Source organism: Sinomonas gamaensis (genome assembly GCF_005876955.1).
Taxonomy (GTDB): Bacteria; Actinomycetota; Actinomycetes; order Actinomycetales; family Micrococcaceae; genus Sinomonas; species Sinomonas gamaensis.
Window position 1 is genome coordinate 19,471 of the sequence record NZ_SSCL01000022.1, and the last position, 23,222, is coordinate 42,692.

General features: G+C 68.1%; 24 protein-coding genes and 1 pseudogene. 8 read left to right on the top strand and 17 right to left on the bottom strand.

Features of this window, described 5'->3' with window-relative positions; translation table 11 throughout:
• Positions 1-23: 23 nt before the first annotated feature.
• From E5679_RS19390 to E5679_RS19430, 9 genes are all read right to left on the bottom strand, one after another.
• A complete protein-coding gene (locus E5679_RS19390; RefSeq protein ID WP_138418970.1) occupies positions 24-458 on the bottom strand; it encodes a hypothetical protein in 435 nt (144 codons plus the stop codon).
• The gene (locus tag E5679_RS19395; RefSeq protein ID WP_138418972.1) at positions 445-810 is read right to left on the bottom strand and encodes a hypothetical protein; all 366 of its coding nucleotides are present in this window, start codon (positions 808-810) and stop codon (positions 445-447) included. Before E5679_RS19395 ends, E5679_RS19390 begins: the two co-directional genes overlap by 14 nt.
• Positions 807-1,712, bottom strand: coding sequence for a tRNA pseudouridine(55) synthase TruB (gene truB, locus E5679_RS19400; protein WP_138418974.1), 906 nt, complete (start codon positions 1,710-1,712; stop codon positions 807-809). Before truB ends, E5679_RS19395 begins: the two co-directional genes overlap by 4 nt.
• Before the next feature lie 26 nt (positions 1,713-1,738).
• Positions 1,739-2,221, bottom strand: a complete 483-nt coding sequence (locus E5679_RS19405; RefSeq protein ID WP_420821091.1) for a nucleoside deaminase — start codon at positions 2,219-2,221, stop codon at positions 1,739-1,741.
• A 58-nt stretch (positions 2,222-2,279) separates the two neighbouring features.
• Positions 2,280-2,756: a 30S ribosome-binding factor RbfA gene (gene rbfA / locus E5679_RS19410; protein WP_138418978.1), complete on the bottom strand. Its 477-nt coding sequence runs from the start codon at positions 2,754-2,756 to the stop codon at positions 2,280-2,282.
• A gap of 66 nt (positions 2,757-2,822) precedes the next feature.
• The gene (infB, locus tag E5679_RS19415) at positions 2,823-5,717 is read right to left on the bottom strand and encodes a translation initiation factor IF-2 (RefSeq protein WP_138418980.1); all 2,895 of its coding nucleotides are present in this window, start codon (positions 5,715-5,717) and stop codon (positions 2,823-2,825) included.
• 117 nt (positions 5,718-5,834) lie between these two features.
• Positions 5,835-6,074, bottom strand: a complete 240-nt coding sequence (locus E5679_RS19420) for a YlxR family protein (RefSeq protein WP_420821092.1) — start codon at positions 6,072-6,074, stop codon at positions 5,835-5,837.
• Positions 6,075-6,181: 107 nt separating this feature from the next.
• Entirely contained in the window at positions 6,182-7,171 is a 990-nt protein-coding gene (gene nusA / locus E5679_RS19425) for a transcription termination factor NusA (protein WP_138418984.1), read from the bottom strand.
• Complete coding sequence (locus tag E5679_RS19430) at positions 7,171-7,788, bottom strand: ribosome maturation factor RimP (protein WP_138418986.1); 618 nt, start codon at positions 7,786-7,788, stop codon at positions 7,171-7,173. Before E5679_RS19430 ends, nusA begins: the two co-directional genes overlap by 1 nt.
• A gap of 98 nt (positions 7,789-7,886) precedes the next feature.
• On the opposite strand from E5679_RS19430, the gene E5679_RS19435 reads away from it, so the two are divergent.
• Genes E5679_RS19435 through E5679_RS19445 form a run of 3 tightly spaced genes read left to right on the top strand, consistent with a single transcriptional unit; the run spans position 7,887 to position 10,728 of the window.
• Entirely contained in the window at positions 7,887-8,912 is a 1,026-nt protein-coding gene (locus tag E5679_RS19435) for a DUF4439 domain-containing protein (protein WP_171042477.1), read from the top strand.
• A 52-nt stretch (positions 8,913-8,964) separates the two neighbouring features.
• Positions 8,965-9,690: a VIT1/CCC1 transporter family protein gene (locus E5679_RS19440; RefSeq protein ID WP_138418990.1), complete on the top strand. Its 726-nt coding sequence runs from the start codon at positions 8,965-8,967 to the stop codon at positions 9,688-9,690.
• Positions 9,691-9,705: 15 nt separating this feature from the next.
• Positions 9,706-10,728: an aminoglycoside phosphotransferase family protein gene (locus tag E5679_RS19445; protein WP_138418992.1), complete on the top strand. Its 1,023-nt coding sequence runs from the start codon at positions 9,706-9,708 to the stop codon at positions 10,726-10,728.
• 44 nt (positions 10,729-10,772) lie between these two features.
• Here the strand turns inward: E5679_RS19445 and E5679_RS19450 are convergent, their stop codons facing one another.
• Genes E5679_RS19450 through E5679_RS19460 form a run of 3 tightly spaced genes read right to left on the bottom strand, consistent with a single transcriptional unit; the run spans position 10,773 to position 14,808 of the window.
• A complete protein-coding gene (locus E5679_RS19450) occupies positions 10,773-12,170 on the bottom strand; it encodes a pyridoxal phosphate-dependent decarboxylase family protein (protein ID WP_138418994.1) in 1,398 nt (465 codons plus the stop codon).
• A gap of 22 nt (positions 12,171-12,192) precedes the next feature.
• Positions 12,193-12,993 (bottom strand): sulfite exporter TauE/SafE family protein, encoded by an 801-nt coding sequence (locus tag E5679_RS19455; protein WP_138418996.1) that lies wholly within the window; start codon positions 12,991-12,993, stop codon positions 12,193-12,195.
• A 9-nt stretch (positions 12,994-13,002) separates the two neighbouring features.
• Positions 13,003-14,808 (bottom strand): proline--tRNA ligase, encoded by a 1,806-nt coding sequence (locus E5679_RS19460; RefSeq protein WP_138419016.1) that lies wholly within the window; start codon positions 14,806-14,808, stop codon positions 13,003-13,005.
• 145 nt (positions 14,809-14,953) lie between these two features.
• Between E5679_RS19460 and E5679_RS19465 the strand changes: the two genes are divergently transcribed.
• Genes E5679_RS19465 through E5679_RS19475 form a run of 3 tightly spaced genes read left to right on the top strand, consistent with a single transcriptional unit; the run spans position 14,954 to position 17,110 of the window.
• Complete coding sequence (locus E5679_RS19465) at positions 14,954-15,676, top strand: ABC transporter ATP-binding protein (RefSeq protein ID WP_138418998.1); 723 nt, start codon at positions 14,954-14,956, stop codon at positions 15,674-15,676.
• Between the two features lie 8 nt (positions 15,677-15,684).
• Positions 15,685-16,428 (top strand): ABC transporter permease, encoded by a 744-nt coding sequence (locus E5679_RS19470; RefSeq protein WP_138419018.1) that lies wholly within the window; start codon positions 15,685-15,687, stop codon positions 16,426-16,428.
• A 10-nt stretch (positions 16,429-16,438) separates the two neighbouring features.
• Positions 16,439-17,110 (top strand): TetR/AcrR family transcriptional regulator, encoded by a 672-nt coding sequence (locus E5679_RS19475; protein ID WP_249336246.1) that lies wholly within the window; start codon positions 16,439-16,441, stop codon positions 17,108-17,110.
• On the opposite strand, the gene E5679_RS19480 is transcribed toward E5679_RS19475, so the two are convergent.
• Genes E5679_RS19480 through dxr form a run of 5 tightly spaced genes read right to left on the bottom strand, consistent with a single transcriptional unit; the run spans position 17,056 to position 21,931 of the window.
• A complete protein-coding gene (locus E5679_RS19480) occupies positions 17,056-17,937 on the bottom strand; it encodes a GNAT family N-acetyltransferase (protein ID WP_338055935.1) in 882 nt (293 codons plus the stop codon). The two genes, E5679_RS19475 and E5679_RS19480, sit on opposite strands and share 55 nt — an antisense overlap.
• Positions 17,891-19,057 carry a flavodoxin-dependent (E)-4-hydroxy-3-methylbut-2-enyl-diphosphate synthase gene (ispG, locus tag E5679_RS19485; RefSeq protein ID WP_138419000.1) on the bottom strand — a complete coding sequence of 389 codons (1,167 nt, stop codon included), beginning with the start codon at positions 19,055-19,057 and terminating at the stop codon, positions 17,891-17,893. Before ispG ends, E5679_RS19480 begins: the two co-directional genes overlap by 47 nt.
• 29 nt (positions 19,058-19,086) lie before the next feature.
• Positions 19,087-19,377, bottom strand: coding sequence for a YciI family protein (locus E5679_RS19490; protein ID WP_138419002.1), 291 nt, complete (start codon positions 19,375-19,377; stop codon positions 19,087-19,089).
• 44 nt (positions 19,378-19,421) lie between these two features.
• A complete protein-coding gene (locus tag E5679_RS19495) occupies positions 19,422-20,729 on the bottom strand; it encodes a M50 family metallopeptidase (RefSeq protein ID WP_138419004.1) in 1,308 nt (435 codons plus the stop codon).
• A complete protein-coding gene (dxr, locus tag E5679_RS19500) occupies positions 20,729-21,931 on the bottom strand; it encodes a 1-deoxy-D-xylulose-5-phosphate reductoisomerase (RefSeq protein WP_138419006.1) in 1,203 nt (400 codons plus the stop codon). The genes E5679_RS19495 and dxr overlap by 1 nt, the downstream gene beginning before the upstream one ends.
• Before the next feature lie 101 nt (positions 21,932-22,032).
• Here dxr and E5679_RS21660 point away from each other — a divergent pair, with 101 nt between their 5' ends.
• On the top strand, positions 22,033-22,647 hold the full coding sequence (locus E5679_RS21660; RefSeq protein ID WP_420821093.1) for a DUF6318 family protein: 615 nt from the start codon (positions 22,033-22,035) through the stop codon (positions 22,645-22,647).
• A gap of 386 nt (positions 22,648-23,033) precedes the next feature.
• Positions 23,034-23,222: pseudogene (locus E5679_RS19510) on the top strand (hypothetical protein); the annotation flags it as partial.

Sequence of the window (23,222 nt, forward strand, 5' to 3'; positions counted from 1 at the left end):
CGTCGCCGATTGTCTCGCGCCCTTTACACTACCGGCTGGCGTCGGGGGCGATTGGTGTAGAGCCAAGCGAGCCCGACGAACGGCAGGACGAGGGGGATGAAGCCGTACCCTCTGCCATACACGCTCCAGACCGTGTCCTGCGCGAAGTCCTGGGGCGCAACGACGCTCAGCGTGCCGACGGCAAGAACGCCGACGAGCTCGACGAGGACGGCCGTGCACGTGACGTACCAGCTCGTCACGCCCTTCCGCGCCATGGCGACCGTGGCCACGATGTAGACGACGGCGGCGACCGCACTGAGGACATACGCGAGCGGCGCCTCGGCGAACTTTGTTGCGATCTGATAGCCGGCCCGTGCCGTGGCGGACAGAGCAAAGATTCCGTACACGGCAACGATCAGCCGGCCGACACCCTTGCTGCGGGTCCTCGGCGAATGTTCTTCCACGTCAGAAGGCTCCATTCCAGATCTGCTCCATGCGGAACAGCATGACGAAAACAGTGATGGGGACGGCCGCGAGCACCACGTTGCTCCAGCGCGACTTGTCGAGGATGGCCCACCAGAAGGCGGCGATGGGCAGCACAAGCGCCGTGATGAGGTAACCCCAGAACTCCCACGGCTCCCCGCGGACGGCCTCTCCCCCCGCCTGGCGCACGCCGGCGGCCACGCCGAAGATCACCAGGAAGAGTTCGACGGCGGCGACCGAGAGGATCGCCGCGTCCCCGGGATAGCGCTTGGTCGCCGCGGCGAGGACGCAGATGACGGCCGAGACGGCGAACAGTGCCGTGCCGATCCAGAAGAATGGGTCGGTCACGTGGGCTGCTCTCCCTTGGCGTCGCCGCCCTGGGCCGCGAAGACCAGTTCGGGCCGCGCGGCCGGCCCGGCGTCCTTGAGCAGGGCCACGAGGCTTCCATCCGGCCCGAAGGCTGCGGTGACGTCGTCGCGCCCGCTGGGAGCGATGCGACGTCCGAAGGAAAGCTCGATCGCTTCTTCCGGACTGAGCTCACGCGCGGGGAGGAGCGCCCGCGCCGCTTCGGCGAGCGGAAGGATCTCCAGATCCTCGGCGAGCTCCTCGAGGGTGTGCGCGGCCTCGATCCTGTACGGTCCCACCTGGGTCCGCCGGAGCGCGGTCAGGTGCCCCCCGACGCCCAAGTCCACTCCGAGGTCTCGGGCGAGGGCCCTGATGTACGTCCCCGACGAGCACCTGATCGTCGCGTCCACATCGAGCAGCCGCCCTCCCCGCTCACGGCGGATGTCATGGATCTCGAAGGAGTGCACGGTGATGGGGCGGGCTTCCAGCTCCACGCTCTCGCCCGCGCGGACCCGCGCATAGGACCGCTGGCCGGCGATCTTGATCGCACTCACGCTGCTCGGCACCTGGAGAATCTCTCCGGTAAGACGGGCGGCGCCTTCCCTGATCTGCTCTTCGGTGACAGCCGCCGCGATGGTCTCAGACACCACCTCGCCCTCGGCGTCGTCGGTAACGGTGCCTTGGCCGAGGCGGATTGTCGCCGTGTACGTCTTCGAGGTTCCGACGATGTAGGAGAGGAGCCGCGTGGCGCGGTTGACGCCCACCACGAGGACGCCCGTCGCCATGGGGTCCAGTGTGCCTGCGTGGCCCACCTTCCGCGTCCCGGCCAGACGGCGGACCCGGCCGACGACGTCGTGGCTCGTCCATCCCTGCGGTTTGTCGACGATCACGAGTCCAGAAAGCACGCCTCTCAGTATATGGAGGTCAGCGATCAGTACTTGACGCGGCCCCCGAACGCGGTCCAGGCCTCGAACGGGGCGGATCTCTTCGCGACAGGGCTATGGTTGACCGGCATGAGCGTGTGGTCCACGCCGTCGAAATACTCGTAGAACCTCGCGTCGTCGAAACCCACGGCCGCAGCGTCGTGGCGGTCCGCGGCGAAGTACACCCGCGCGACGTGCGCCCAAAGCGACGCTGCGAGGCAGAGCGGGCAGGGCTCGCAGCTCGAGTAGAGGACGGCGCCGCGTAGGTCGAACGTGCGCGAACCGGCAGCGGCGCGACGGATGGCGACGACCTCGGCATGGGCGGTGGGGTCATTGTCCCTTGTCACCCGGTTCGTCCCCTCGAAGACCGACCCGTCCGGCATGCGCACTACCGCCCCGAATGGACCGCCGCCGTCAGCAACATTCGCCACGGCCAGCTCGACGGCGCGCTCCACGTAGCGCGAGACGTTGTCAGCTTCCATGCCGCCCATGGTAACGAGCGCAAGGCGCCGCTAGAGCTTCACCTTTCGGTCGGGCCCCCGGCTCTGCTCACTCCTCCTCGGCGTCGATAGCGACGCCGTCGAACTCGGACTCGTGCTCGACGTCCTCATGCGGCTTCCGGTACGGATCCGGGTCCCCTGCGGGCCGGGCAGCCGCGGCCAGGCGGGCCAACTCCTCGTCGCGGGCGCGGGCCTGTCGGAGCAGATCCTCCACGTGCGAGGCGTTGACCGGCACCTCGTCGGCCACGAACTCGAGCGTCGGGGTGAGGCGGATGGTGAGATTGCGGCCGAGCTCGCGCCGAAGCACACCCTTCTTCGCTTCGAGCACGTCACGGGCGCCCTCCTGCGCCGCCGTGTCGCCGAGAACCGTGTAGTACACGGTTGCGTGCTGGAGGTCGTTCGTCACGCGGGCATCCGTGACCGTGATGGCCTCGGCCCGCTCATCCTTCACGGCCTTGCGCAAGGCCTCGGCGACAACAACCTTGATCCGCTGGGCGAGGCGCGCAGCGCGTGCCGGATCAGCCATGGGGAATCTCCTTCTGTGGACTGGGAAGGGGCCCCGCACTGGCGGGGCCCCTTCGTGACGGACGCGTCAGACGCGCGGCTTCTCGCGCATCTCGAACGTCTCGATGATGTCCTCGAGCTGGATGTCGTTGAACGAACCCAGTCCGATACCGCACTCGAAGCCCTCGCGGACCTCGGTTGCATCGTCCTTGAACCGCTTGAGCGATTCGATCGAGAGGTTGTCTCCGACCACGACGCCATCGCGGAGCACGCGTGCCTTCGCGTTGCGACGGATCAGGCCGCTGCGGACGATCGAGCCGGCGATGTTGCCGAACTTGGAGGACCGGAAGATCTCTCGCACCTCGGCCGTGCCGAGCTGGACCTCTTCGTACTCCGGCTTGAGCATCCCCTTGAGGGCGAGCTCAATGTCCTCGATGGCCGCGTAGATCACCGAGTAGAAGCGCATGTCCACGCCCTCACGGTCCGCGAGCTCAGCGACACGTTCCGCAGGACGGACGTTGAAGCCGATGATGATCGCGTTGTCGACCGTCGCGAGGTTGACATCGTTCTGAGTGATCGCGCCGACGCCGCGGTGGATGACACGGAGCTGGACTTCCTCGCCCACATCGATCTTGAGCAGCGAGTCCTCGAGCGCCTCGACGGCACCGGACACGTCACCCTTGAGGATGAGGTTGAGGGTATCGATCTTGCCTTCGGCCACAGCCTTGTCGAAGTCCTCGAGGCTGATCCGCTTGCGGCGCTTCGCGAGCTGGGCGTTCCGCTCGGCCGCCTCGCGCTTCTCCGCGATCTGACGGGCTGTGCGCTCGTCCTCGGTCACGAGGAACGTGTCGCCTGCCCGCGGCACCGAGGAGAGGCCCAGGACCTGGACCGGACGCGACGGCGTCGCAGCCTCGACCGGCTCGCCATCCTCGTCGAACATGGCGCGAACGCGGCCGTGGGCCGTACCCGCCACCATGTTGTCGCCGACGTGCAGCGTTCCGGACTGGACGAGCACTGTGGCGACGGCACCGCGACCGCGGTCGAGGTTCGCCTCGATGGCAACACCGCGGGCGTCCTTGTTCGGGTTGGCGCGGAGGTCGAGCGCCGCGTCAGCCGTGAGCAGGACGGCCGAGAGGAGGTCGTCGATGTGCAGGTTCTGGCGTGCGGAGACGTCCACGAACATCGTGTCGCCGCCGTACTCCTCGGGAATGAGACCGTACTCGGTGAGCTGGCCGCGCACCTTGTCCGGGTTCGCACCCTCCTTGTCGATCTTGTTGACCGCCACGACGATCGGGACGCCGGCCGCCTGGGCGTGGTTGAGCGCCTCGACGGTCTGCGGCATCACGCCGTCGTCCGCAGCGACCACAAGCACGGCGATGTCGGTGACCTGCGCACCGCGGGCACGCATGGCGGTGAATGCCTCGTGACCCGGCGTATCGATGAAGGTCAGCTTGCGAGCGTCACCGTCGTGCTCGAACTCGATCTGGTAGGCACCGATGTGCTGGGTGATGCCACCGTGCTCGCCTTCCACTACGTTGGTGTGGCGGATGGCGTCGAGGAGGCGCGTCTTACCGTGGTCGACGTGGCCCATGACAGTGACCACTGCGGGGCGGATCTCCAGATCCTCGTCCGTCTCGGCCTCGAGTTCCGCCTCAAGGTCGATGTCGAAGGACTCGAGCAGCTCGCGCTCCTCGTCCTCGGGCGACACAACCTGGATCTTGTAGCCGAGCTCCTCGCCGAGGACCGAGAACGTCTCCTCGTCCAGGGACTGCGTGGCCGTGGCCATCTCGCCCAGGTGGAAGAGCACCGTCACCAGCGAGGCGGGGTTCGCATCGATCTTCTCGGCGAAGTCGGTGATGGACGCACCACGACGCAGCCGGACGATCGTCTCGCCGTCACCACGGGGCACTGAAACGCCGCCGAGCGACGGTGCGCTCATCTGCTCCAGCTCTTGGCGCTTGGCGCGCTTCGACTTGCGCTGCTTGCCGCGGCCAGCACCGCCCTTGCCGAAGGCACCCTGGGTGCCGCCGCGTCCGCGGCCGCCCTTGCCGAAACCGCCGCCCGCGGGGGCTCCACCCGGAGCGCCACCGCCGCCGGGGCGACCCGGGCCGCGTCCGCCGGTTCCCGCAGGACGGGCCCCGGGCTGCGGACGATCAGAGCGAGGCGGCATCATGCCAGGGTTCGGCCGCGCGCCGCCCCCTCCGGGACGGGGACCGCCCGAACCGCCCGGACGCGGGGCGCCACCGGGACGGGGAGCGCCGCCGGGACGCGGTGCGCCCGGACGCGGAGCGCCGGAACGCGGAGCCTGGGGGCGCGGGATGCCGGCGGTACCACCCGGACGCGGTGCGGGACGCGGCCCGCCCGGGCGATCGCCGTCGCGCGATCCCGGACGGGGCATGCCCTGCGAGGTCGCGAAGGGGTTGTTCCCCGGCCGCGGCGCACGCTCTTCACGCGAGCCAGGACGCTGCATGCCCTGAGAGGACGAGAACGGGTTGTTTCCGGGGCGAGGACCGCCGGGCCGCGGGCCAGGGGTGGCGCCCGGACGGGGGCCGGAGCCACCGGCGGGACGCGAGGCCTGTGCCGGGGCGGCCGGCTGGGCCGGAGCGGCCGGGCGGGCAGGTCCCGGCTTCACCGAGGCTGCCGACGCCGACGGCTGAGCGGCCGGCGCAGAAGTCTGGGGAGCCCGGGGGGCTGGGGTACGGGGCGCAGCCGAGGATGCGGATGCGCTCTGGGCCGGGGATGTCTGGACCGGCGAGCTCTGGGGCGCGCGGGGCGCCGCAGGACGGGCGGCCGCGGTGGCAGTCGCCTTGGCCGGCTTGGACGCGCCGCCCGGGTAAGCGTCGCGAAGCTTCTTCACGACGGGCGCCTCGATAGTCGAGGACGCAGAACGCACGAACTCACCCAGCTCTTGAAGCTTGGCGAGGGCGTCCTTGGAGGTGATACCGAGCTCCTTCGCGAGCTCGTGTACGCGGACCTTGGCCACATTTCTCCTGTCTCGGTCCGCGCCGAGCCAGGCGTGGACCGTCTACTGCTTCCTGTCGTCGCGCAACAAGATGTTCATCGCTACGCGCTCATGGGACGGGGACTCATCGGGTTTCCATCAGATTTCTGACCCGCTTTCAGCTTTGACGGTGACCGTGCCGGCGGTGGCCTGCACGATGGTGCCGAAGAAGTCGTCGACGGCCCCGTGGTCCACCGCGCCTCTGAAGGCGCGCTGGAACGCGCGGCGTTTGACGGCTTGCGTCAGGCATGCGCGGTCGGGATGCAGCCAAGCACCTCGCCCGGGCAGTCGGCGGCGCGGATCGACGACGACGCGTTGAGAGTCCTCGACGTCCCGCACCAGCCGGAGCAATTCAGACCGAGGCGCAATCTGGCGACAACCGATGCACGTACGCAGTGGTTTCCGCCCCAGTGGTTTCTGCACCCCGGACCTATCTATCCTACAGCCTAGTTGGCAGGGTCCGCTTGCCGGCTGGCCGCGTCCGACGTGATGTCGATCCGCCAGCCCGTGAGCTTCGCGGCGAGCCGGGCGTTCTGCCCTTCCTTGCCGATCGCGAGCGAGAGCTGATAATCAGGCACCATCACCCGGGCGGAGCGGCCCGCCTCGTCGACAATGCTCACCGACTTGACCTTCGCCGGCGAGAGGGCGTTCGCGATGAACGTTGCCGGGTCCTCGCTGAAGTCGACGATGTCGATCTTCTCCTCGTTGAGCTCGGTCATGACCGCACGGACACGCGAGCCCATCTCGCCAATGCACGCGCCCTTCGCATTGACCCCGGGGACGTTCGCCCGCACGGCGATCTTGGTCCGGTGGCCGGCCTCGCGGGCAATCGCAACAATCTCGACGCTGCGGTCCGCGATTTCCGGCACCTCGAGCTCGAAGAGCTTCTTCACGAGCCCAGGGTGGGAACGGGAAAGGGTGATGGACGGACCCTTCATGCCCCGGTGGACATCGACCACATAGGCGCGGATGCGGTTCCCGTGGAGGTACTGTTCGCCTGGGACCTGTTCTGGAGGCGGCAGGAGGGCCTCGACGGCCCCGAGGTTGACCTGCACCATGTGCGGATTGCTGCCCTGCTGGATCTGGCCGGCAATGAGCTCGCCTTCGCGGCCCTTGAACTCGCCGAGCACGTTGTCGTCCTCGACGTCGCGGAGCCGCTGGAGGATGACCTGCCGGGCGGTGGTCGCGGCGATGCGCCCGAACCCTTCCGGCGTGTCGTCGAACTCGCCGATCGGGTTGCCCTCCTCGTCGACCTCGGTAGCCCAGATGGTGACGTGCCCGCTCCTGCGGTCGACCTCCGCACGGGCCTTCTCGATCGCGCCAGGTGACTTGTGGTAGGCGAGGAGGAGGGCCTGCTCAATCGTCGGGATGAGCTTGTCGACAGGGATGTCCCGCTCGCGCTCCAGCAGGCGCAGCGCGCTCATGTCGATATCCACTAGGCCTCCTCGGCGTCAGCGTCGGTATCAGTATCAGATTCGAAATTCTCGAAGGCGGCATCCGGGACCGCCTCGACGCGGGTGAACTCGACCTCGACCTTCCCGCTGCGGATCTGGTCGAACCCGAGGCGCACTGGCTCCCCCTGCTTGGGCTTGACCCCCTTGGGCGCGGGCAGATCGGGAACGACAGTAACGCCGTCGTCCGCCACCTCGACCAGGCGGCCGGTGACGTTCTCGCCCTGGATCACATTGACCTTGACCACATGCCCCCGGGCGCGGCGCCAGTGGCGGGGCTCGGTAAGGGGTCTGGACACGCCCGGCGAAGAGACCTCGAGATCGTAGGCCTGATTGGAAGCGAACACCCCGCCATCCCGATTCTGGTCGAGGACCGCGGAGAGCTCACGGGAGATGTCCGCGATGACATCGAGGCTCACTCCCCCGGTCTCCTCCTCCGGGAGGTCGACGACGACGTGGAGCGTGCGGTGCGCGCCGGCGACTTTGATGGAGACTCCCTCGAGGAAGAGGTGATGCGCCTCGACTGTCGGCTCGAGCAGCGCGACCAGGCGAGCTTCCTCCGCCTCGAACGGCGAGCTGGGCGCCTGACGGGCCTCAGACATACGGGGCCGCCTCCTTGTTGTTCGTTGTGTTCTCTAAGACTATCGGCTCGTACGAGCGGGTGGTGGGTGGTGGGAGCCGTCATGCGATGATCGAGCGCGTGACTTCAACCACCGTCTGGCTTCGTCGGCTCTGGCCGGCCGCCGCGCTCGGTGCTGGGACCGTCGTCGTCGGACTCGGAACCGCGACGCTCGTGGCGCTCCAGCCGCCCGCTCCTTCCCAGCCGAGCCGGGCAACCCTCGCCCTCCGCTCCGCTCACGACGACGCCGCGCGCCTCGCGGACCTCGCGCGGGCCGCTGGACAGACGGCCGCCGCCCAGGTGCTCGACAGGCAGGCCATGGTCCTGGCTGCGGCGCCGGGGGTGGCCTCCGCGAGCCACAGCGCTGGCTCGCCCGCGTCCTCCAGTGCATCAGACGCGAGTACGACGGCGGCACGTGACCTTGCGGACGGACTCTCGGCGAGCGTCGCTGGCCGCCTCGCAGCCCTCGTCGAGGTCGACGGTCCGACGTCGGCCGTCCTCGCCTCGGTTGCCGCAGGCCAGTCACTGCAACTCGACGGCGTCGTGAAGGCGACCGGCCAGAAGGCAGCCCCTGCTCCCACTTCGTCCCCTGCTCCCAGTTCCTCTCCGGCACCCAGTTCCTCTCCGGCACCCAGCCGCTCGTGTGGCCCATCGACTGCGAGTCCCAGCGCGAATTCTGCCAGCGCAAACCCGTCCAGCGCCGCTCTGGCGACCGTCGCGCGCGCTGAACACGCCTCGGTCTACGTCCTGGAGGCCGCACTTGCCCGCACCCCGGCCGGAAGCGGGGCGGCTGCCGGACGGACGGCGGCGCTCGATGGCCACCGGAAGCAGCTCGTCGAGCTCTCCACGCTCGCGGCCTCGCTCTGCACCGTCCTTCCCCCAGAGGATCCGGCCTTCGCTGTCCCTTCCGACTTCGCGGCCAATCCCGACCCCACCCTGAGCGCTGCCGCAGCTTCGAGCGAGCAGGCGTGGGCCCAACTCGTGGGGACGCTTCCTCCGGCCAACCGGTCCAGTGGGGCCAGCGGGCTCCTCGCCGCCGCGCGGTTGGCTCCGGAGACCGCCGCGCCCTTCCCCGGGATACCCGCCGCCGCGGCACCCGCCCCGTGAGGCAAGGCTTGCTTCGCTGGATGGGCGCGGGTGTGAGTGCCAGAGTTGACCTATGACGACCGAATCTGCCACCAGCCTGCACCCAGAACCCCAAGGAACTGATCTCGCGGCTAAGCTCAACTGGCTCCGAGCCGGCGTGCTGGGAGCCAACGACGGTATCGTGTCGGTGGCCGCTGTGGCCGTGGGTGTCGCGGGCGTCACCACCGACAACGGTCCGATCCTCGCAGCCGGTCTCGCGGCGCTCGCCGGCGGAGCGATTTCAATGGCCCTCGGTGAGTACGTGTCGGTCAGCAGCCAGAGCGACAGCCAGAAGCACCTGATCGCCAAGGAACGTCAAGAGCTGCGGGACGAGCCCGAGGAGGAATTCGAGGAGCTCGTCGCCCTGTACGAACAGAAGGGCCTCTCCAAGGACCTCGCGACGAAGGTCGCTCACGAGCTCACTGAAAAGGACGCGCTCCGCGCCCACCTCGACATCGAGCTGAACATCGACCCGGACGAGATCGTGAGTCCGTGGCACGCGGCCTTTGCCTCGGCGATTTCCTTCCTGTGCGGCGCGGTTCTGCCGTTGCTCGCCATCCTCTTGTTCCCCCAAGCCATCCGCGTGCCACTGACGTTCCTCGTGGTCCTCGTCGCTCTGGCGATCACGGGTGCCGTGGGGGCGTGGATCGGCGGCGGTTCACGAACAAGGGCCTCGGTGCGCGTGGTGATTGGCGGCGCTCTCGCCCTCGCCACGACGTTCGCCCTCGGCAGCCTGCTCGGCAGAGCCGGCGCGGTCTGAGCGGAGACTGCCCTCATGTCCCCGGCGCACTCCCTGGTCCCCGACGATCTGGTGCCTGACGACCTCCGGCGCCGCTACTCGCGAACGCCCGAGGGCCGAGCGTGGCTCGCCTCGCTGCCGGAAAACCTGGACCGCTGCCTGCGCAAGTGGGAACTGGTGGTCGAGGACGGCCTCGGACCGTGGTCGGGGTTCGGCGCGCTCGTCGTGCCCGTGCAACGTGTCGGGGAGCCGTTGGTCCTCAAGCTCGCCTATCCCCATGCGGAGGCCGCTTCCGAGCCCATCGCCCTCCGGCTGTGGGGCGGGTCGGGAGCCGTGCGGCTCCTCGACCAGGACCTCGAGGACGGATCCGGGGCGCTTCTTCTCGAGCGGCTCGATTCAACACGTCGGCTGCAGGACGTGCCTTTCCCCGAGGCGATCGAGGTGTGGGGAAGGATTGTCCGCCAGCTGTCCATCGAGGAGGACTACCGCCCCGAATGGGCAGCCCTGGACCGCTTGGACGCCCGGGCGGAGAAGTGGAGCGATGAGCTTCCCGCCCGCTGGGCTGACCTCGACCGGCCATTCCCCCGCTGGCTGCTCGAAGCCGCACTCGACGTGTGCTCGACGCGTGGCATCGTCGGACGCCGCGGTGGACGCGACGTCCTCGTCCATACCGACCTCCACGGCATGAACGTTCTGGCCTCACTCGACAGCGACGCCTTCAGGGCGATCGACCCTCAGGCGGCCGTGGGCGAGGCCGAGTTCGGCGTCGCCCCGATGCTCTGGAATCGCCTGCCAGAGCTCCGGCACAGGGATGCGCCGGGCGCGCTGCTGGAACGCTGCCATGACCTGGCTCGGGCTGCGGGACTCGATGCGGAAGGGGCGCGCGAGTGGGCGATCCTGCGCGAGGTCGAGAATGCGCTCTGGTACGCGGCGAAGACGGATCACCGTCGCGACCTCGAACGGTCCCTCTGGGTCGCGAGCGCCCTGTGCTCGCGCCCCCTTCCGGGCCTTCCCGAGGCATGGGAGCTCAAGCGGCTCGACGGCACGCGGCACTCGTGAGAGGCACGCGCCATTCGTGAGAGGCACGCGCCATTCGTGAGAGGTCAGAGGCCCCGCGTCGCCTCGAGCGCCTCACGGACCGCCGACACCGAGACCTCGACATCCTGGTCGTCGGAGGACCAGTTGGCCACGGAGATCCGCAGCACCGCGCGGTCGTGCCACCGCGAGCCGCTCATCCAGACACGACCATCCTTCGCGAGGCAGTCGGCGACAGCGCGAGTGCGCTCGTCCGAGCCGAACGCGAGGGTCACCTGGCTGAAGACGACGTCGTTGAGCACCTCGGCCCCGGGAAGCTCGCCGATCCGGCGGGCGAGCTGCGCCGCATGGCCGGCAAGCCCCGCCACGAGGGAGTCGACGCCGGTCCGACCCAGCGAGCGAAGAGCCGCCCACACCGGAACACCCCGCGCGCGTCGGGACAGCTCCGGGACCTTCTCGAAGGGGTCCCCCGGCCCGTGGTCGCCGTGGGCATCTAGCACGAGGTAGTCGGCGTGCAGCCCGAGTGCATGCCGGAGGGCGACGACGTCCCGGCACACCACGATCCCGCAGTCATAGGGGACGTTGAGGTTCTTGTGGGCGTCCGTCCCCCACGAATCGGCGTCCTCCGCGCCGGCCATCAGGTGACGGGTTGACTCCGAGGCGGCGGCCCACAGCCCGAAGGCCCCGTCGACATGGACCCAGGCGGAATGCTCGCGGGCTGCAGCTATCGCCTCGGGGAAGGGATCGAAGGCGCCCGAATGGATGTTGCCGGCCTGGAGGCACACGATGGTGGGGCCGGCCCCCTGTTCGAGCGCCGCGGCCAGCGCATCCGGGCGAATCCGCCCCTGCCCGTCGACTGGGACGGCCTGCGGAGCCCCGAGCCCGAGCATGCGAAGGGCCATGTCAATGGTGTCGTGGCGTTCGGCGCCGAGCAGGACCCGGATGCGGGGCGCTCCTGCGAGCCCTCGCTCGTTCAGATCCCAGCCGAGTCGTTCGAGCACCCGCCAGCGCGCGGCGGCGAGCCCCGAGAAATTGGCCATGCTGGCACCGGTGGCGAAACCGACATCTGCGGTGGGCGGGAGCCTGAGGAGATCGAGGATCCATCGCCCCGCGGCTTCCTCTGCGGCGACGACGGCCGGCGTCGCGAAGCGGAGCCCCGTGTTCTGGTCCCACGCGGTCACGAGCCAATCCGCCGCCATTGCTGCGGGAAGTGTCCCGCCGATCACCCAGCCGTAGAACCTGCCGGAGGCCATCGCCATGAGCCCGGGCTCCGCGGCCGAGGCGAGGAGGTCCACCGTGTCGGCCGGGGCGAGGCCGGCGTCCGGCAGCTCGCCGCCGAACGCCTCGGCGAGCTCGTCCGCCGTCGTCAGCGGCCCCACATGACGCGACGGGAGGCTCTCAAGCCAGCGGCGGGCGTGCCCAGCGGCCCGGTCCAAGGGTGCGGCATAGTCCTCGGGACGCAGCATGCGTGAATGCTACGCCGGAATGTCACTGGGTGGCGAAGTTCTCGTTCCAGACATCGATGCCCAGCTTGACGGCCAGCGCGGCGACGACGGCGAGGAAGACCCAGCGGATGAAGCGGTTGCCGCGCGCCACCGCCATGCGCGCGCCGACATAGCCGCCGCACATGTTCGCGACTCCGAGGACGAGGCCCACGCCCCAGAGGAGCGCACCGCTCGGGGCAAACAGGAGCAGCGCGCCGATGTTCGTGGCCATGTTGACGATCTTCGCCTTGGCGCTGGCCTCGAGGAACGCGTACCCCATGCCGGACACGAGCGCGATGACCAGGAAGGATCCGGTTCCGGGTCCAATGAGCCCGTCGTAGAAGCCGATGACCACGCCGAGCCCGCAGGCAGCGGCGAAATGCCGGCGCCCTTTGAGCCGCAGTTCCGTGTACTGCCCGAGGGTCGGCTTGAACACGGTGAAAAGCGCAACGGCGATGATCGCCGCGAGGATGATCGGTTTGAAGACGCGCGACGGCAGGGCTGAAGCCAGTGCAGCGCCGCCGAACGCCCCGGCGAGGGCCACGAGCGCCATCGGAATGGCTGTCCCAAGGTCAGGCCTGACTCGCCGCGCGTAGGTCACGGCGCTCGTCGTGGTCCCGAAGACCGAGCCCATCTTGTTCGTGGCGAGCGCCTGCACCGGGGTGATAGCCGGGAGAGCGAGCAGCGCCGGAAGCTGGATCAGCCCTCCCCCGCCGACGACGGCATCCACCCACCCCGCGCCGAAGCCGGCGGCTACGACGAGGGCGAGTGTGAGGGGGTCGAGGAGTTCGAATCCGGTATGCACCGACGCGGGCTAGGCGCTGGAGCTGACGGCGCGAACCACGTAGTCAGCGACGTCGGGCACCGGAACGTCCTCGGCAGTACCTGAGCGGCGGTCCTTCACCTCGAGCGTTCCGTTCGCGAGGCCCTTGCCCACGGCGACGATCGTCGGCACCCCGATGAGTTCCGCGTCGCCGAACTTGACGCCGGGCGAGACCTTCTGGCGGTCGTCCAGCATCACGCTGAGGCCGCGGCCCTCGAGCTCGGCCGCGAGGCGTTCCGCCTCCGCGAAGATCTCCTCCCCGCGGCCGACGGCGACGACGTGGACGTCCGCGGGAGCGACGGACCGCGGCCAGATGAGGCCGCGGTCGTCGTGGTTCGACTCCGCGAGAGCCGCGACGGCCCGTGTGACGCCGATGCCGTAGGAGCCCATGGTCACGGTGACCTGCTTGCCATTCGCGTCGAGGACCTTGAGGTCGAGTGCCTCGGCGTACTTCCGGCCGAGCTGGAAGATGTGGCCCATCTCGATCCCGCGCGCCGTCTCGAGCGGACCCGAGCCGTCAGGGGACTCGTCGCCCGCCCGCACTTCGGTGCACTCGATGACGCCGTCCCAGCCGAAGTCGCGTCCCGCGACGAGCCCGTAGACGTGCTTGCCCGGCTCATTCGCCCCGGTGATCCAGCGGGTGCCGGGAACCACCCGGGGATCCACGAGGAAGAGGAGGCCGGACTTGCCTTCGAGCCCGAGCAGCGCGTCCTCGGGGTCGAGGCCGGGGCCGATGTAGCCCTTGGTGAGGAGCGGCTGGGACTTGAGTTCGTCGTCGTTCGCCGGCTCAAGCCCGATCTCGCCCGCCACGGGAAGGAACGCACCAAGGTTCGCCTCGACGCGCTTCAGGTCCACCGCGCGATCTCCGGGCACGCCGATGACCACAAGCTGCTTCTCACCCGTGGGGAGGGTGGCGGTGAGCACGACGTTCTTCAGCGTGTCCGCGGCAGTCCACGCGCGCTCCGGGTTGGGGAAGATCGTCTGGGAGGCTTCGACCAGAGTGTCGATGGTCGGAGTATCCGGCGTGTCGAGCACGGTCGCGGGCGGGGCGTCCGAGAAGTCGATCGCGGGCGGGACCACTGTGGTCACAGCCTCCACGTTCGCCGCGTAGCCGCCGGGAGAACGCACGAAGGTGTCCTCGCCGATCTCGGTCGGATGGAGGAACTCCTCGCTCTTCGAACCGCCCATGGCACCCGCGGTCGCCTTGACGGGAACCACTTCGAGTCCGAGGCGGTCGAAGATCCGCAGGTACGCCTCGCGGTGCGCCGCGTAGCTCGCGTCAAGGCCCTCGTCGTCCACGTCGAACGAGTAGGAGTCCTTCATAATGAACTCGCGTCCGCGGAGGAGGCCCGCGCGGGGCCGCGCCTCATCGCGGTACTTGTTCTGGATCTGGTACAGGCTCAGCGGCAGGTCCTTGTAGGACGAGTACAGGTCCTTCACGAGGAGCGTGAACATCTCCTCATGCGTCGGGGCCAGGAGGTAGTCGCCCTCCTTGCGGTCCTTGAGCCGGAAGATGCCCTCGCCGTACTCCGTCCACCGGTTCGTTGCCTCGTAGGGCTCCTTCGGCAGGAGGGCGGGGAAATGAACCTCCTGCGCGCCGATCGCCGCCATCTCCTCGCGGATGATCTGCTCGACCTTGCGCAGGACGGCCAGGCCGAGTGGAAGCCAGGTGTAGATGCCGGGGGCCGCCCGGCGGATGTAGCCGGCACGGACAAGCAGCTTGTGGCTGGCCACCTCTGCGTCAGCCGGGTCCTCGCGGAGGGTTCGCAGGAACAGGGTGGAGAGTCGCAGGACCACGCGCGGCATCCGTTCTGGCTGTGAGCTGTTGGCTCGGGGACGGGAAAAGGTCAGCTACCAATGTATCCCAGCATTGACCCCCACTGAGCGGACATCTACCCTTAATTCATCGCCTGATGAATTCATCACTTGATGAGGAGGGTCGGTGGAACAATCCCCAGCCATCGAAGCGAAAGGCCTGACCGTGCGCCTGCGGCGGACCGAGGTGCTCCACGAGATCAGCTTCAGGGTTCCCGAGGGCGGGGTCACCGGGCTTCTGGGACCCTCCGGAAGCGGGAAGAGCACCCTGATGCGCTCCGTCATGGGCGTCCAGCGCATCGCATCCGGAACCTTGCACGTCCTTGGCCGCCCGGCGGGCACCCCCGCGCTGCGGCCCCTCGTCGGCTACATGACCCAGGACGCGGCCGTGTACGGCGACCTCACCGTGCTCGACAACGTCCGCTACTTCGCCGCGCTCGAGCGCAAGAGCCGAGGCGACGCACGCGAGGCGATTGCCGCCGTCGGCCTCACGGAGTTCGAGAAGCGCAAGGCCGTCGATCTCTCGGGCGGCCAGTTCAGCCGTGTCTCCCTCGCGTGCGCCCTCGTGGGGAAGCCGCGCGTCCTGGTCCTCGACGAGCCCACCGTTGGACTCGATCCCGTCCTGCGGGTAGACCTGTGGGAGCGCTTCCGGGCCCTCGCCGACCAAGGCACCACGCTCCTCGTCTCCAGCCACGTGATGGAAGAGGCGGGGCGATGCGATTCGCTCCTGCTCCTGCGCGACGGCCGGCTGCTCGCCCAGCTCACGCCAGACGAACTGCGCGACCGCGGAAAGAGCCAAGACCTCGAACAGGCGTTCCTCGGAATCATCCGGGAGGTGCAGCCGGTATGAACCCCCGCATGCTCGCGGCGACCACCGCGCGGGTCCTCAATCAGCTCCGGCACGACCACCGCAGCATCGCGATGATCCTCGTGGTCCCCTCGGTGCTGCTCGCCGTCGTGTACTGGCTCTTCGAAAACGAGACGCTGCCGCCCGGCATCCCCCGGACGTTCGACCGGATCGGCCCGATCATGCTCGCGATCTTCCCGTTCGTGATCATGTTCCTCATCACCTCGATCACGATGCTGCGCGAACGGACGTCCGGCACGCTCGAACGGCTCATGACCACGCCGATCCACAAGGCGGACCTCCTCTTCGGCTACGGCATCGCGTTCGCGTTCATGGCGGCACTCCAGTCGGCGATCGCGACGGGCGTCGCCTACTGGGTCTTCGGCCTGGACATCAAGGGGTACGGCGGCCTCGTGGTCCTCGTTGCGGTGGTGAACGCGGTCCTCGGGGTTTCGCTCGGCCTGTTCTGCAGCGCGTTCGCGCGCACGGAATTCCAAGCCGTCCAGTTCATGCCGATCGTCGTCATCCCGCAGATCCTGCTGTGCGGGCTGTTTGTCCCCAGGAGCCAGATGAACAGCGTCTTCCAGACCCTGTCCGATTGGATGCCGCTTACCTATTCGGTCAAGGCCCTCCAAGAGATCACGGCGAACGTCGACGCCACCTCCGAGATGTGGCGCGACCTGACGATCATGGCGATCGTCCTCCTCGGCCTCCTAGCGCTCTCGTCGTTCACGCTGCGGCGCAAGTCCTCGTGAGGACGGCCGGATGATGGCGCGGCCCAAGGGCGGCCCGGACCGGCGCGCAGCAATCGTCGCCGCCGCGACACGCCTCTTCGCGGACGACGGGTACGACGGCGTGAGCCTGCGCCAGATTGCCCGCGAGGCCGGCGTCGACTCCGCCCTCGTGCACCACTACTTCGAGGGCAAGGAGGACCTCTTCGCTGCCTGCGTCGAATTGCCCGCGGAGCCAGACGACGTCCTCCACGGGATCGACGAAGTCGCCTCAGCCGAGCGCGGGCGCTTCGTGGCACGCGCTGTGCTCCGCCTGTGGGACGGCCCACAACAGCGGGCGCTCGCCGCGTTCCTGCGAGGAACCATCAGCTCGACTGTGCGGACCCACCTGCTCGGCAACCTGGTTCAACGCCGGATCCTCGCCCACATCGTCGACGGGCTCCCAGGGGACGACGACGAGCGGAGGCTTCGTGCCTCGCTCGCCGCGACGCAGGTGGTGGGGTTCATCCTGGTGCGCTACGTGGTGCGGATCGAGCCCCTCGCGTCGCTCCCCCTGCAGGACGCCGAGGATCTCCTCGCCCCCGCACTTCAGCGGCTGCTCACCGACCCGCTCCCCGGAAGTCAGAACAAGACAGGCCAGAACAAGACAGGTCAGAACAGGACCGTCGCGAAGGTTCCGACCCGTTCGAAGCCGACGCGCTCGTAGCACGCCTTCGCCCGGTGGTTGTAGTCGTTCACGTAGAGGGTCACGATCGGCGCGAGCCGCTGGGCGAAGGCAACGACCGCGGCCATCCCGCCGTGGCTCAGGCCCATCCCCCGGTGCGCCGGGCTCACCCACACGCCCTGCACCTGGCTCGCGGCCGAGGACACCGCGCCGAGCTCTGCCTTGAAGAGCACGCTCCCGTCATCGTCGAAGCGGGCCATCGAATGCCCTTGCTGGATGAGCTGTCGGACGCGCCGGTAGTAATTGTCGCTGCCCCCCGCCACCGGCGAATAGCCCACCTCCTCCTCGAACATCGCCACGCACGCCGGCGCGACGGCATCGAAGTCGTCGAGGGCGGTGATGCGGACGAGGGGGTCAGGCCTCACAGAGGGGCCACCCTCAATCGCCATGAGGGGCTGGACGTCCCGCACTTCACGGGCACGCCGGCCTCCCAGTGCGTTGTAGATGCCAAGCGTGGGCTCCGCTGGGCCGAAGATCGACGCGAAGCGCCGGTCGGCCGCCCGTATGACTCGGGCGAACGCGGCGGCGTGCTCGGGCGCCATGCCGATGGGCACGATGTTCGCCCCAAGCCAGCACGCCCCAGTGAGCCGCCCGTCGCCGTCGAAAGCGCCGAGGACCTCGGCCCCACTCGGCGTGGGGGCCGCCGACCCGGCCGCCAGCAGATGGGCAGCGATGAAGACGTTCGCGACCGGGTCAAGGGCCGCGAGTTCGCAGAGCTCGAGGGTGTCCTCGTGCCCGAGCGTGCGGATGAGCGGTTCGTCTTTACGAGACGGTGACCACGGGGCCGCCCGCTGCAGCATCTTCGCCATCGGCCTCCCCCATCTCCTCGGCGATCTTCATCGCCTCTTCGATCAGAGTCTCGACGATCTCGCTCTCGGGCACGGTCTTGATGACCTCGCCCTTGACGAAGATCTGGCCCTTGCCGTTGCCGGACGCCACCCCGAGATCGGCCTCGCGGGCCTCCCCCGGACCGTTCACCACACACCCCATCACCGCGACTCGGAGCGGGAATGTCATACCGTCCAGGCCTGCCGTCACCTCGTCGGCGAGCTTGTAGACGTCCACCTGAGCTCGTCCGCACGAAGGGCACGAGACGATCTCAAGCCTGCGCGGTCGCAGGTTGAGGGACTGGAGGATCTGGATCCCGACTTTGACTTCCTCCACGGGCGGCGCCGAGAGGGAGACGCGGATCGTGTCGCCGATGCCCCGGGAGAGCAACGCGCCGAACGCGGTGGCCGACTTGATGGTGCCCTGGAACGCCGGCCCGGCCTCTGTCACCCCTAGGTGGAGCGGCCAGTCGCCCCGCTCCGCGAGGAGTTCGTACGCACGGACCATCACGACTGGATCGTTGTGCTTGACCGAGATCTTGAAATCGTGGAAGTCGTGCTCCTCGAAGAGGCTCGCCTCCCAGACCGCACTCTCCACGAGCGCCTCGGGCGTCGCCTTCCCGTACTTCTTGAGGAGGCGGGCGTCCAGCGATCCGGCATTCACGCCGATGCGGATCGACGTCCCATGGTCCTTCGCGGCCTGCGCGATCTCCTTGACTTGGTCATCGAACTTCCGGATGTTGCCCGGGTTCACGCGCACTGCCGCACACCCCGCCTCGATCGCCGCGAAGACGTACTTCGGCTGGAAGTGGATGTCCGCGATGACGGGGATCTGAGACTTCTTCGCGATGATGGGCAGCGCCTCCGCGTCATCTGCGGAGGGGCAGGCCACGCGGACGATGTCACAGCCCGCTGCCGTGAGTTCGGCGATCTGCTGGAGCGTCGCGTTGATGTCCGTCGTCGGCGTCGTAGTCATCGACTGGACGCTGATCGGATACTCGGAGCCGACCCCCACGCTGCCCACGTGGATCTGCCGGGTCTTGCGACGAGGGGCGAGAACGGGCGGCGGGGCGGCTGGCATTCCGAGGCTGACCGAAGTCACGTGAGCTCCTTGTGGGGTGTTGCTTCTGACTAGAACTGCGAGACGAGCGAGCCGCTCACGGGAGTCCATGCGACGGTGTTCGTCTCGGCGAGGAGACCTTCGACCGCGAAGGGGTCCTCGGCGAGGAGCGTGTGGAGAGAGTCGGGGTCGTCGGCCTTGAAGAGCAGGAGCGCCCCGGTGCCATCCTCGTACGGACCGCTCACCAGGAGCTGCCCCTTCTCAGCGACGGTGGCGAGCCAGCCACGGTGATCTGGGCGGACTTCATCTCGACGGGAGGCGGTGGAGGCATCGTAGCGGTATTCAACGGCGAAGACGGTCATGTCACCAGCCTATCCCCACTCGGGGATGAGCTCAGACAACGGGCTCAGCCGAACAGCTTCACGGGCTTCACGATGTCGGCGTAGATCAGCAGGACGCTCATGACCATGAGGACGCTCGCCACCGCGTACGTGAGCGGCAGCAGTTTGGCGATATCGAACGGCCCCGGATCGGGCCGCTTCCGCCATGCCGCAATCCGCCGTCGTACGCCCTCGTAGAGCGCGCCGGCAACGTGGCCGCCGTCGAGCGGGAGAAGCGGCACGAGGTTGAACACCGCCAGCGCGAGGTTGACGCCCGCCAGGATCCCCACGAGCGTGGAGATGCGCGCCGAGAGCGGCACGTCTTCGAGCGCCGCTACCTCGCCCGCCACACGGCCTACGCCCACGACGCTGATGGGCCCGTTCGGGTCACGCGGGGCGGTGCTGAAAGCGGCTTGGGCGACCCCCACAACGCGCGCCGGGAGATTGACGACGACGCCGGTCACCTGGGCGATGCTCTGGCCCACGGCGGGGAGCACCGCCGTCGCCGGCTGTGGAGTGGTTGCCTGCCGCGAGGCGATGCCGACAAAGCCGCTTTCCGTCGTCGTCTGCCCGGTCGGGCCCGCCACTGCGACGCGATTCAATACTGGCGTGATGGTGAGGTCGACGTCCTTGCCATCCCTGAGGACGCTGATCCCCACGGTCTTCCCGGCCGACGCCCGGATCCACGCGCTGAGCTGGTCCCACCCGGAAACCGCCTTGCCGTCGAAGCGCACCACCGTATCGCCTGGCATCAGCCCGGCTGCCGCCGCTGGGGTCTTCGTGCACGTCGAGGTGTCGGTCGGCTGCTGCTGCTGGTTCGCGGAGACCATGCAGGCAGACACGGAGGCTATCTGGTTGGTCGGCTGTGGGATGCCGAAGCCCATGAGCACGACGGCGGTGAAGATGATCCCCAGGAGGATGTTCATCGCCGGTCCGCCGAGCATGATGATGATCTTCTTCCAGACCGGAAGCTGGTAGAACAGCCGCCCGTGGTCCTCGGGCCGCACTTCCTCGTGGGCTTGGTCTCGGGCCGCCTCCGCGAGTCCCTGGAAGATCCCTGTGCTCGACTGCCGCAGAGATCCGTCCCGCCGATTCGGCGGGTACATCCCCACCATTTGAACGTACCCTCCAAGCGGGAGGGCCTTGATGCCGTACTCCGTCTCGCCCTTGCGCTTCGACCAGATCGTGGGACCGAAGCCGATCATGTAGCGCGTCACGCGCACATTGAACAGCTTGGCCGGCAGAAGGTGGCCGATCTCGTGGAGCGCAATGGACAGGGCGATTCCCACGGCGACGAACACGACGCCGAGGATGAAGAGGACAGTGGGATTCATCAGCTAGCCAAACGCTCGTGGGCGCGCTTCCGTGCCCACTCTTCGGCGGCAAGCACTGATTCCACAGACAGCTCCGAGGAACCGGCATGCTCGGACACCACTGCGGCCACAGTGTCGACGATGTCAAGGAAGCCGATCTGCCCCGCGTGGAACGCCTCGACGGCTTCCTCGTTTGCCGCATTGAACACGGCCGGGTAGGTGCTTCCCTGCTTCGCTGCGTCGCGCGCAAGGTCCACAGCGGGAAAGGCCTGAGCATCGAGTGGCTCGAAGGTCCAGGCGGTTGATTGGGTCCAGTCGCAGGGCCTCGCCGCGTGGGGCACTCGGTCGGGCCATCCGAGGCCAAGGGCAATTGGCAGCCGCATGTCGGGCGGCGAAGCCTGCGCGATCACCGAGCCATCGGTGAATTGCACCATCGAGTGCACCACCGACTGTGGATGCACGACGACGTCAATCGCCTCGAGCGCGACACCGAACAGCAGGTGCGCTTCAATGAGTTCGAGACCCTTGTTCACAAGGGTCGCCGAGTTGGTCGTCACCACGCGCCCCATGTCCCACGTCGGGTGGTTGAGCGCCTGCGCCGGAGTGACATGGTGGAGCTCTTCGCGGCTGCGGCCCCGGAACGGCCCGCCCGACGCTGTGAGGATCAGGCGTTCGACCTCCTCTGCCCGACCCGCACGGAGGCACTGGGCAATGGCTGAGTGCTCTGAGTCCACGGGGACGATCTGACCAGGCCGCGCGGCCCCCGCCACCAGGGCGCCGCCGACAATGAGACTCTCCTTGTTGGCGAGGGCCAGCGTCGCGCCCGAGGCGAGAGCTGCGAGGGTCGGCGCCAGGCCGATGCTTCCTGTGATCCCGTTCAAGACGACGTCCGCGGGTCCCGCTGGCCCGCTCCATGCGGCGACCCGGGTGGAAGCGTCTGGTCCAGCGAACAGCTCCGGCTCGTAGCGCTCAATGCCCTCCGACCTCGCCGCGCTGGCAATCAGGCCGCGGAGTTCGTCAACGTTCCCAGCTGCGATCCCCACAGCTTCGGCACGGGTATGCACCGCCTGCAACGCGAGCAGTCCCAGATTCCCTCCGCCCGCGCTCAGAGCCACTACTCTGAAGCGCTCCGGAGCGCCGTCGACGACGTCGATCGCTTGGGTGCCGATGCTGCCGGTCGAGCCGAGAATGATGACGGAGCGCTGCTCGGCGGGGTTCTGCATGCCTCCAGTAAACCGCAACGGACGCTCAGTGCCGGCCCACCTCAGTGGTCGAGGGGCGTTGCTACGCTCCGACGACACGCACTGACTCTTGGGGGATGTCAATGGCGCTTCGCCGCTGCCTTCGGTTGTTCCTGACCGTTCTCATTCTGGTCCTTCTGCTGCCGCTGAACGCCTGCGCCGTGGAGTCCCCAGCCTCATCATCGGCCCCTTCGGCCACTGCTGACGCCCCACCGACTCCCGATCCACGCCCCACGCCAGCTAGTTCCAAAGGCCCCGCACGGAATCTCCCGCGCCCTGTTCTGCCCGAGTCCGCGAAGCAGAACACAAAGGAGGGCTTCGAAGCCTTCACGCAGTATTGGTTCGACACGATCACATATGCACTCGAAACCGGAGATAGTGCTCCCCTAAAAGAGAGCTCGTTGCCCGACTGCAAGATATGCAACGACTACATAGAGCGATCAGCATCTCTCAAGACTTCTGGAAGTTGGGCTGTGGGTCCAATTTGGAAAACCGAAGACATTCAGGTGGATATGCGAGCAGATTCAAGAGGACAGATCTCCGCCTACTTCTTCCTCATCGAGGCTGATTCCGTCGAGTACTCGACGGACGGTTCCGTCAGGAAGACAACGCCGAGATCGTCAAGCGAAGATCCCTTTTCTGTCCGTGCGATTCATCAAGATCTTGGTTGGCGAATCGCCGAAGTGAAGATGGCATGATGGGCGCACTTTCGGGCACCGCCATCACAATCGGGCTTCTGCTAGGTGCGATGGATACCGACACCATGGGCGACTTCAAAGGCGCGGTCGTGCGAGTCAGCGGAAACTCAGAGGGACAGACCGAGGGCAGACGCCCTGACTCGCCCCAAACGTCCTCGGGAAGCGACATCTATACGTATGAGCCAGCCTGTGCAACGGGCGTTGACACCTTGTCCGCTCGGCTATGCCAAAGCTTGGATGCTCGGTGCAAGGAAGAGCCAGGAGGACGTCTCGTCCGCTGGTATCGGACCGAGAATGGCGTCCTACATGCAGACGAGCACAATGAAACCGCGTGCCTGTATCCGGGGGTGGTGCCGGGGCGGCCGGGGGGCGGGGCGGTGGTGGCGGTGACGGAGGCGCAGCTGCGGCAGCTGCCGATCGCCCCGGCGGGCCTGGGCCTGCAGCCGGTCCGGCACACCCTGAGGGGGGCGGAGACGAACGTCTACGCCGAGTCCGGGCCGCAGTCCTTCCGCACCACGGTCCTGGGCCGGGCGGTGGAGGTGCGGGTCGCGCCCGTGGAGCACCGCTTCGACTAC

Bases quoted from the DNA above. Each gene is read 5' to 3' on its own strand.
- E5679_RS19445 (WP_138418992.1), top strand. From the start codon at position 9,706: ATGTCCCCGGCGCACTCCCTGGTCCCCGACGATCTGGTGCCTGACGAC.
- E5679_RS21660 (WP_420821093.1), top strand. From the start codon at position 22,033: ATGGCGCTTCGCCGCTGCCTTCGGTTGTTCCTGACCGTTCTCATTCTG.
- E5679_RS19430 (WP_138418986.1), bottom strand. From the start codon at position 7,788: ATGTCTGAGGCCCGTCAGGCGCCCAGCTCGCCGTTCGAGGCGGAGGAA.
- E5679_RS19480 (WP_338055935.1), bottom strand. From the start codon at position 17,937: ATGGCGAAGATGCTGCAGCGGGCGGCCCCGTGGTCACCGTCTCGTAAA.
- E5679_RS19450 (WP_138418994.1), bottom strand. From the start codon at position 12,170: ATGCTGCGTCCCGAGGACTATGCCGCACCCTTGGACCGGGCCGCTGGG.
- E5679_RS19490 (WP_138419002.1), bottom strand. From the start codon at position 19,377: ATGACCGTCTTCGCCGTTGAATACCGCTACGATGCCTCCACCGCCTCC.
- E5679_RS19405 (WP_420821091.1), bottom strand. From the start codon at position 2,221: ATGGGCGGCATGGAAGCTGACAACGTCTCGCGCTACGTGGAGCGCGCC.
- E5679_RS19390 (WP_138418970.1), bottom strand. From the start codon at position 458: ATGGAGCCTTCTGACGTGGAAGAACATTCGCCGAGGACCCGCAGCAAG.
- rbfA (WP_138418978.1), bottom strand. From the start codon at position 2,756: ATGGCTGATCCGGCACGCGCTGCGCGCCTCGCCCAGCGGATCAAGGTT.
- E5679_RS19475 (WP_249336246.1), top strand. From the start codon at position 16,439: ATGATGGCGCGGCCCAAGGGCGGCCCGGACCGGCGCGCAGCAATCGTC.
- E5679_RS19470 (WP_138419018.1), top strand. From the start codon at position 15,685: ATGCTCGCGGCGACCACCGCGCGGGTCCTCAATCAGCTCCGGCACGAC.
- E5679_RS19495 (WP_138419004.1), bottom strand. From the start codon at position 20,729: ATGAATCCCACTGTCCTCTTCATCCTCGGCGTCGTGTTCGTCGCCGTG.
- dxr (WP_138419006.1), bottom strand. From the start codon at position 21,931: ATGCAGAACCCCGCCGAGCAGCGCTCCGTCATCATTCTCGGCTCGACC.
- E5679_RS19440 (WP_138418990.1), top strand. From the start codon at position 8,965: ATGACGACCGAATCTGCCACCAGCCTGCACCCAGAACCCCAAGGAACT.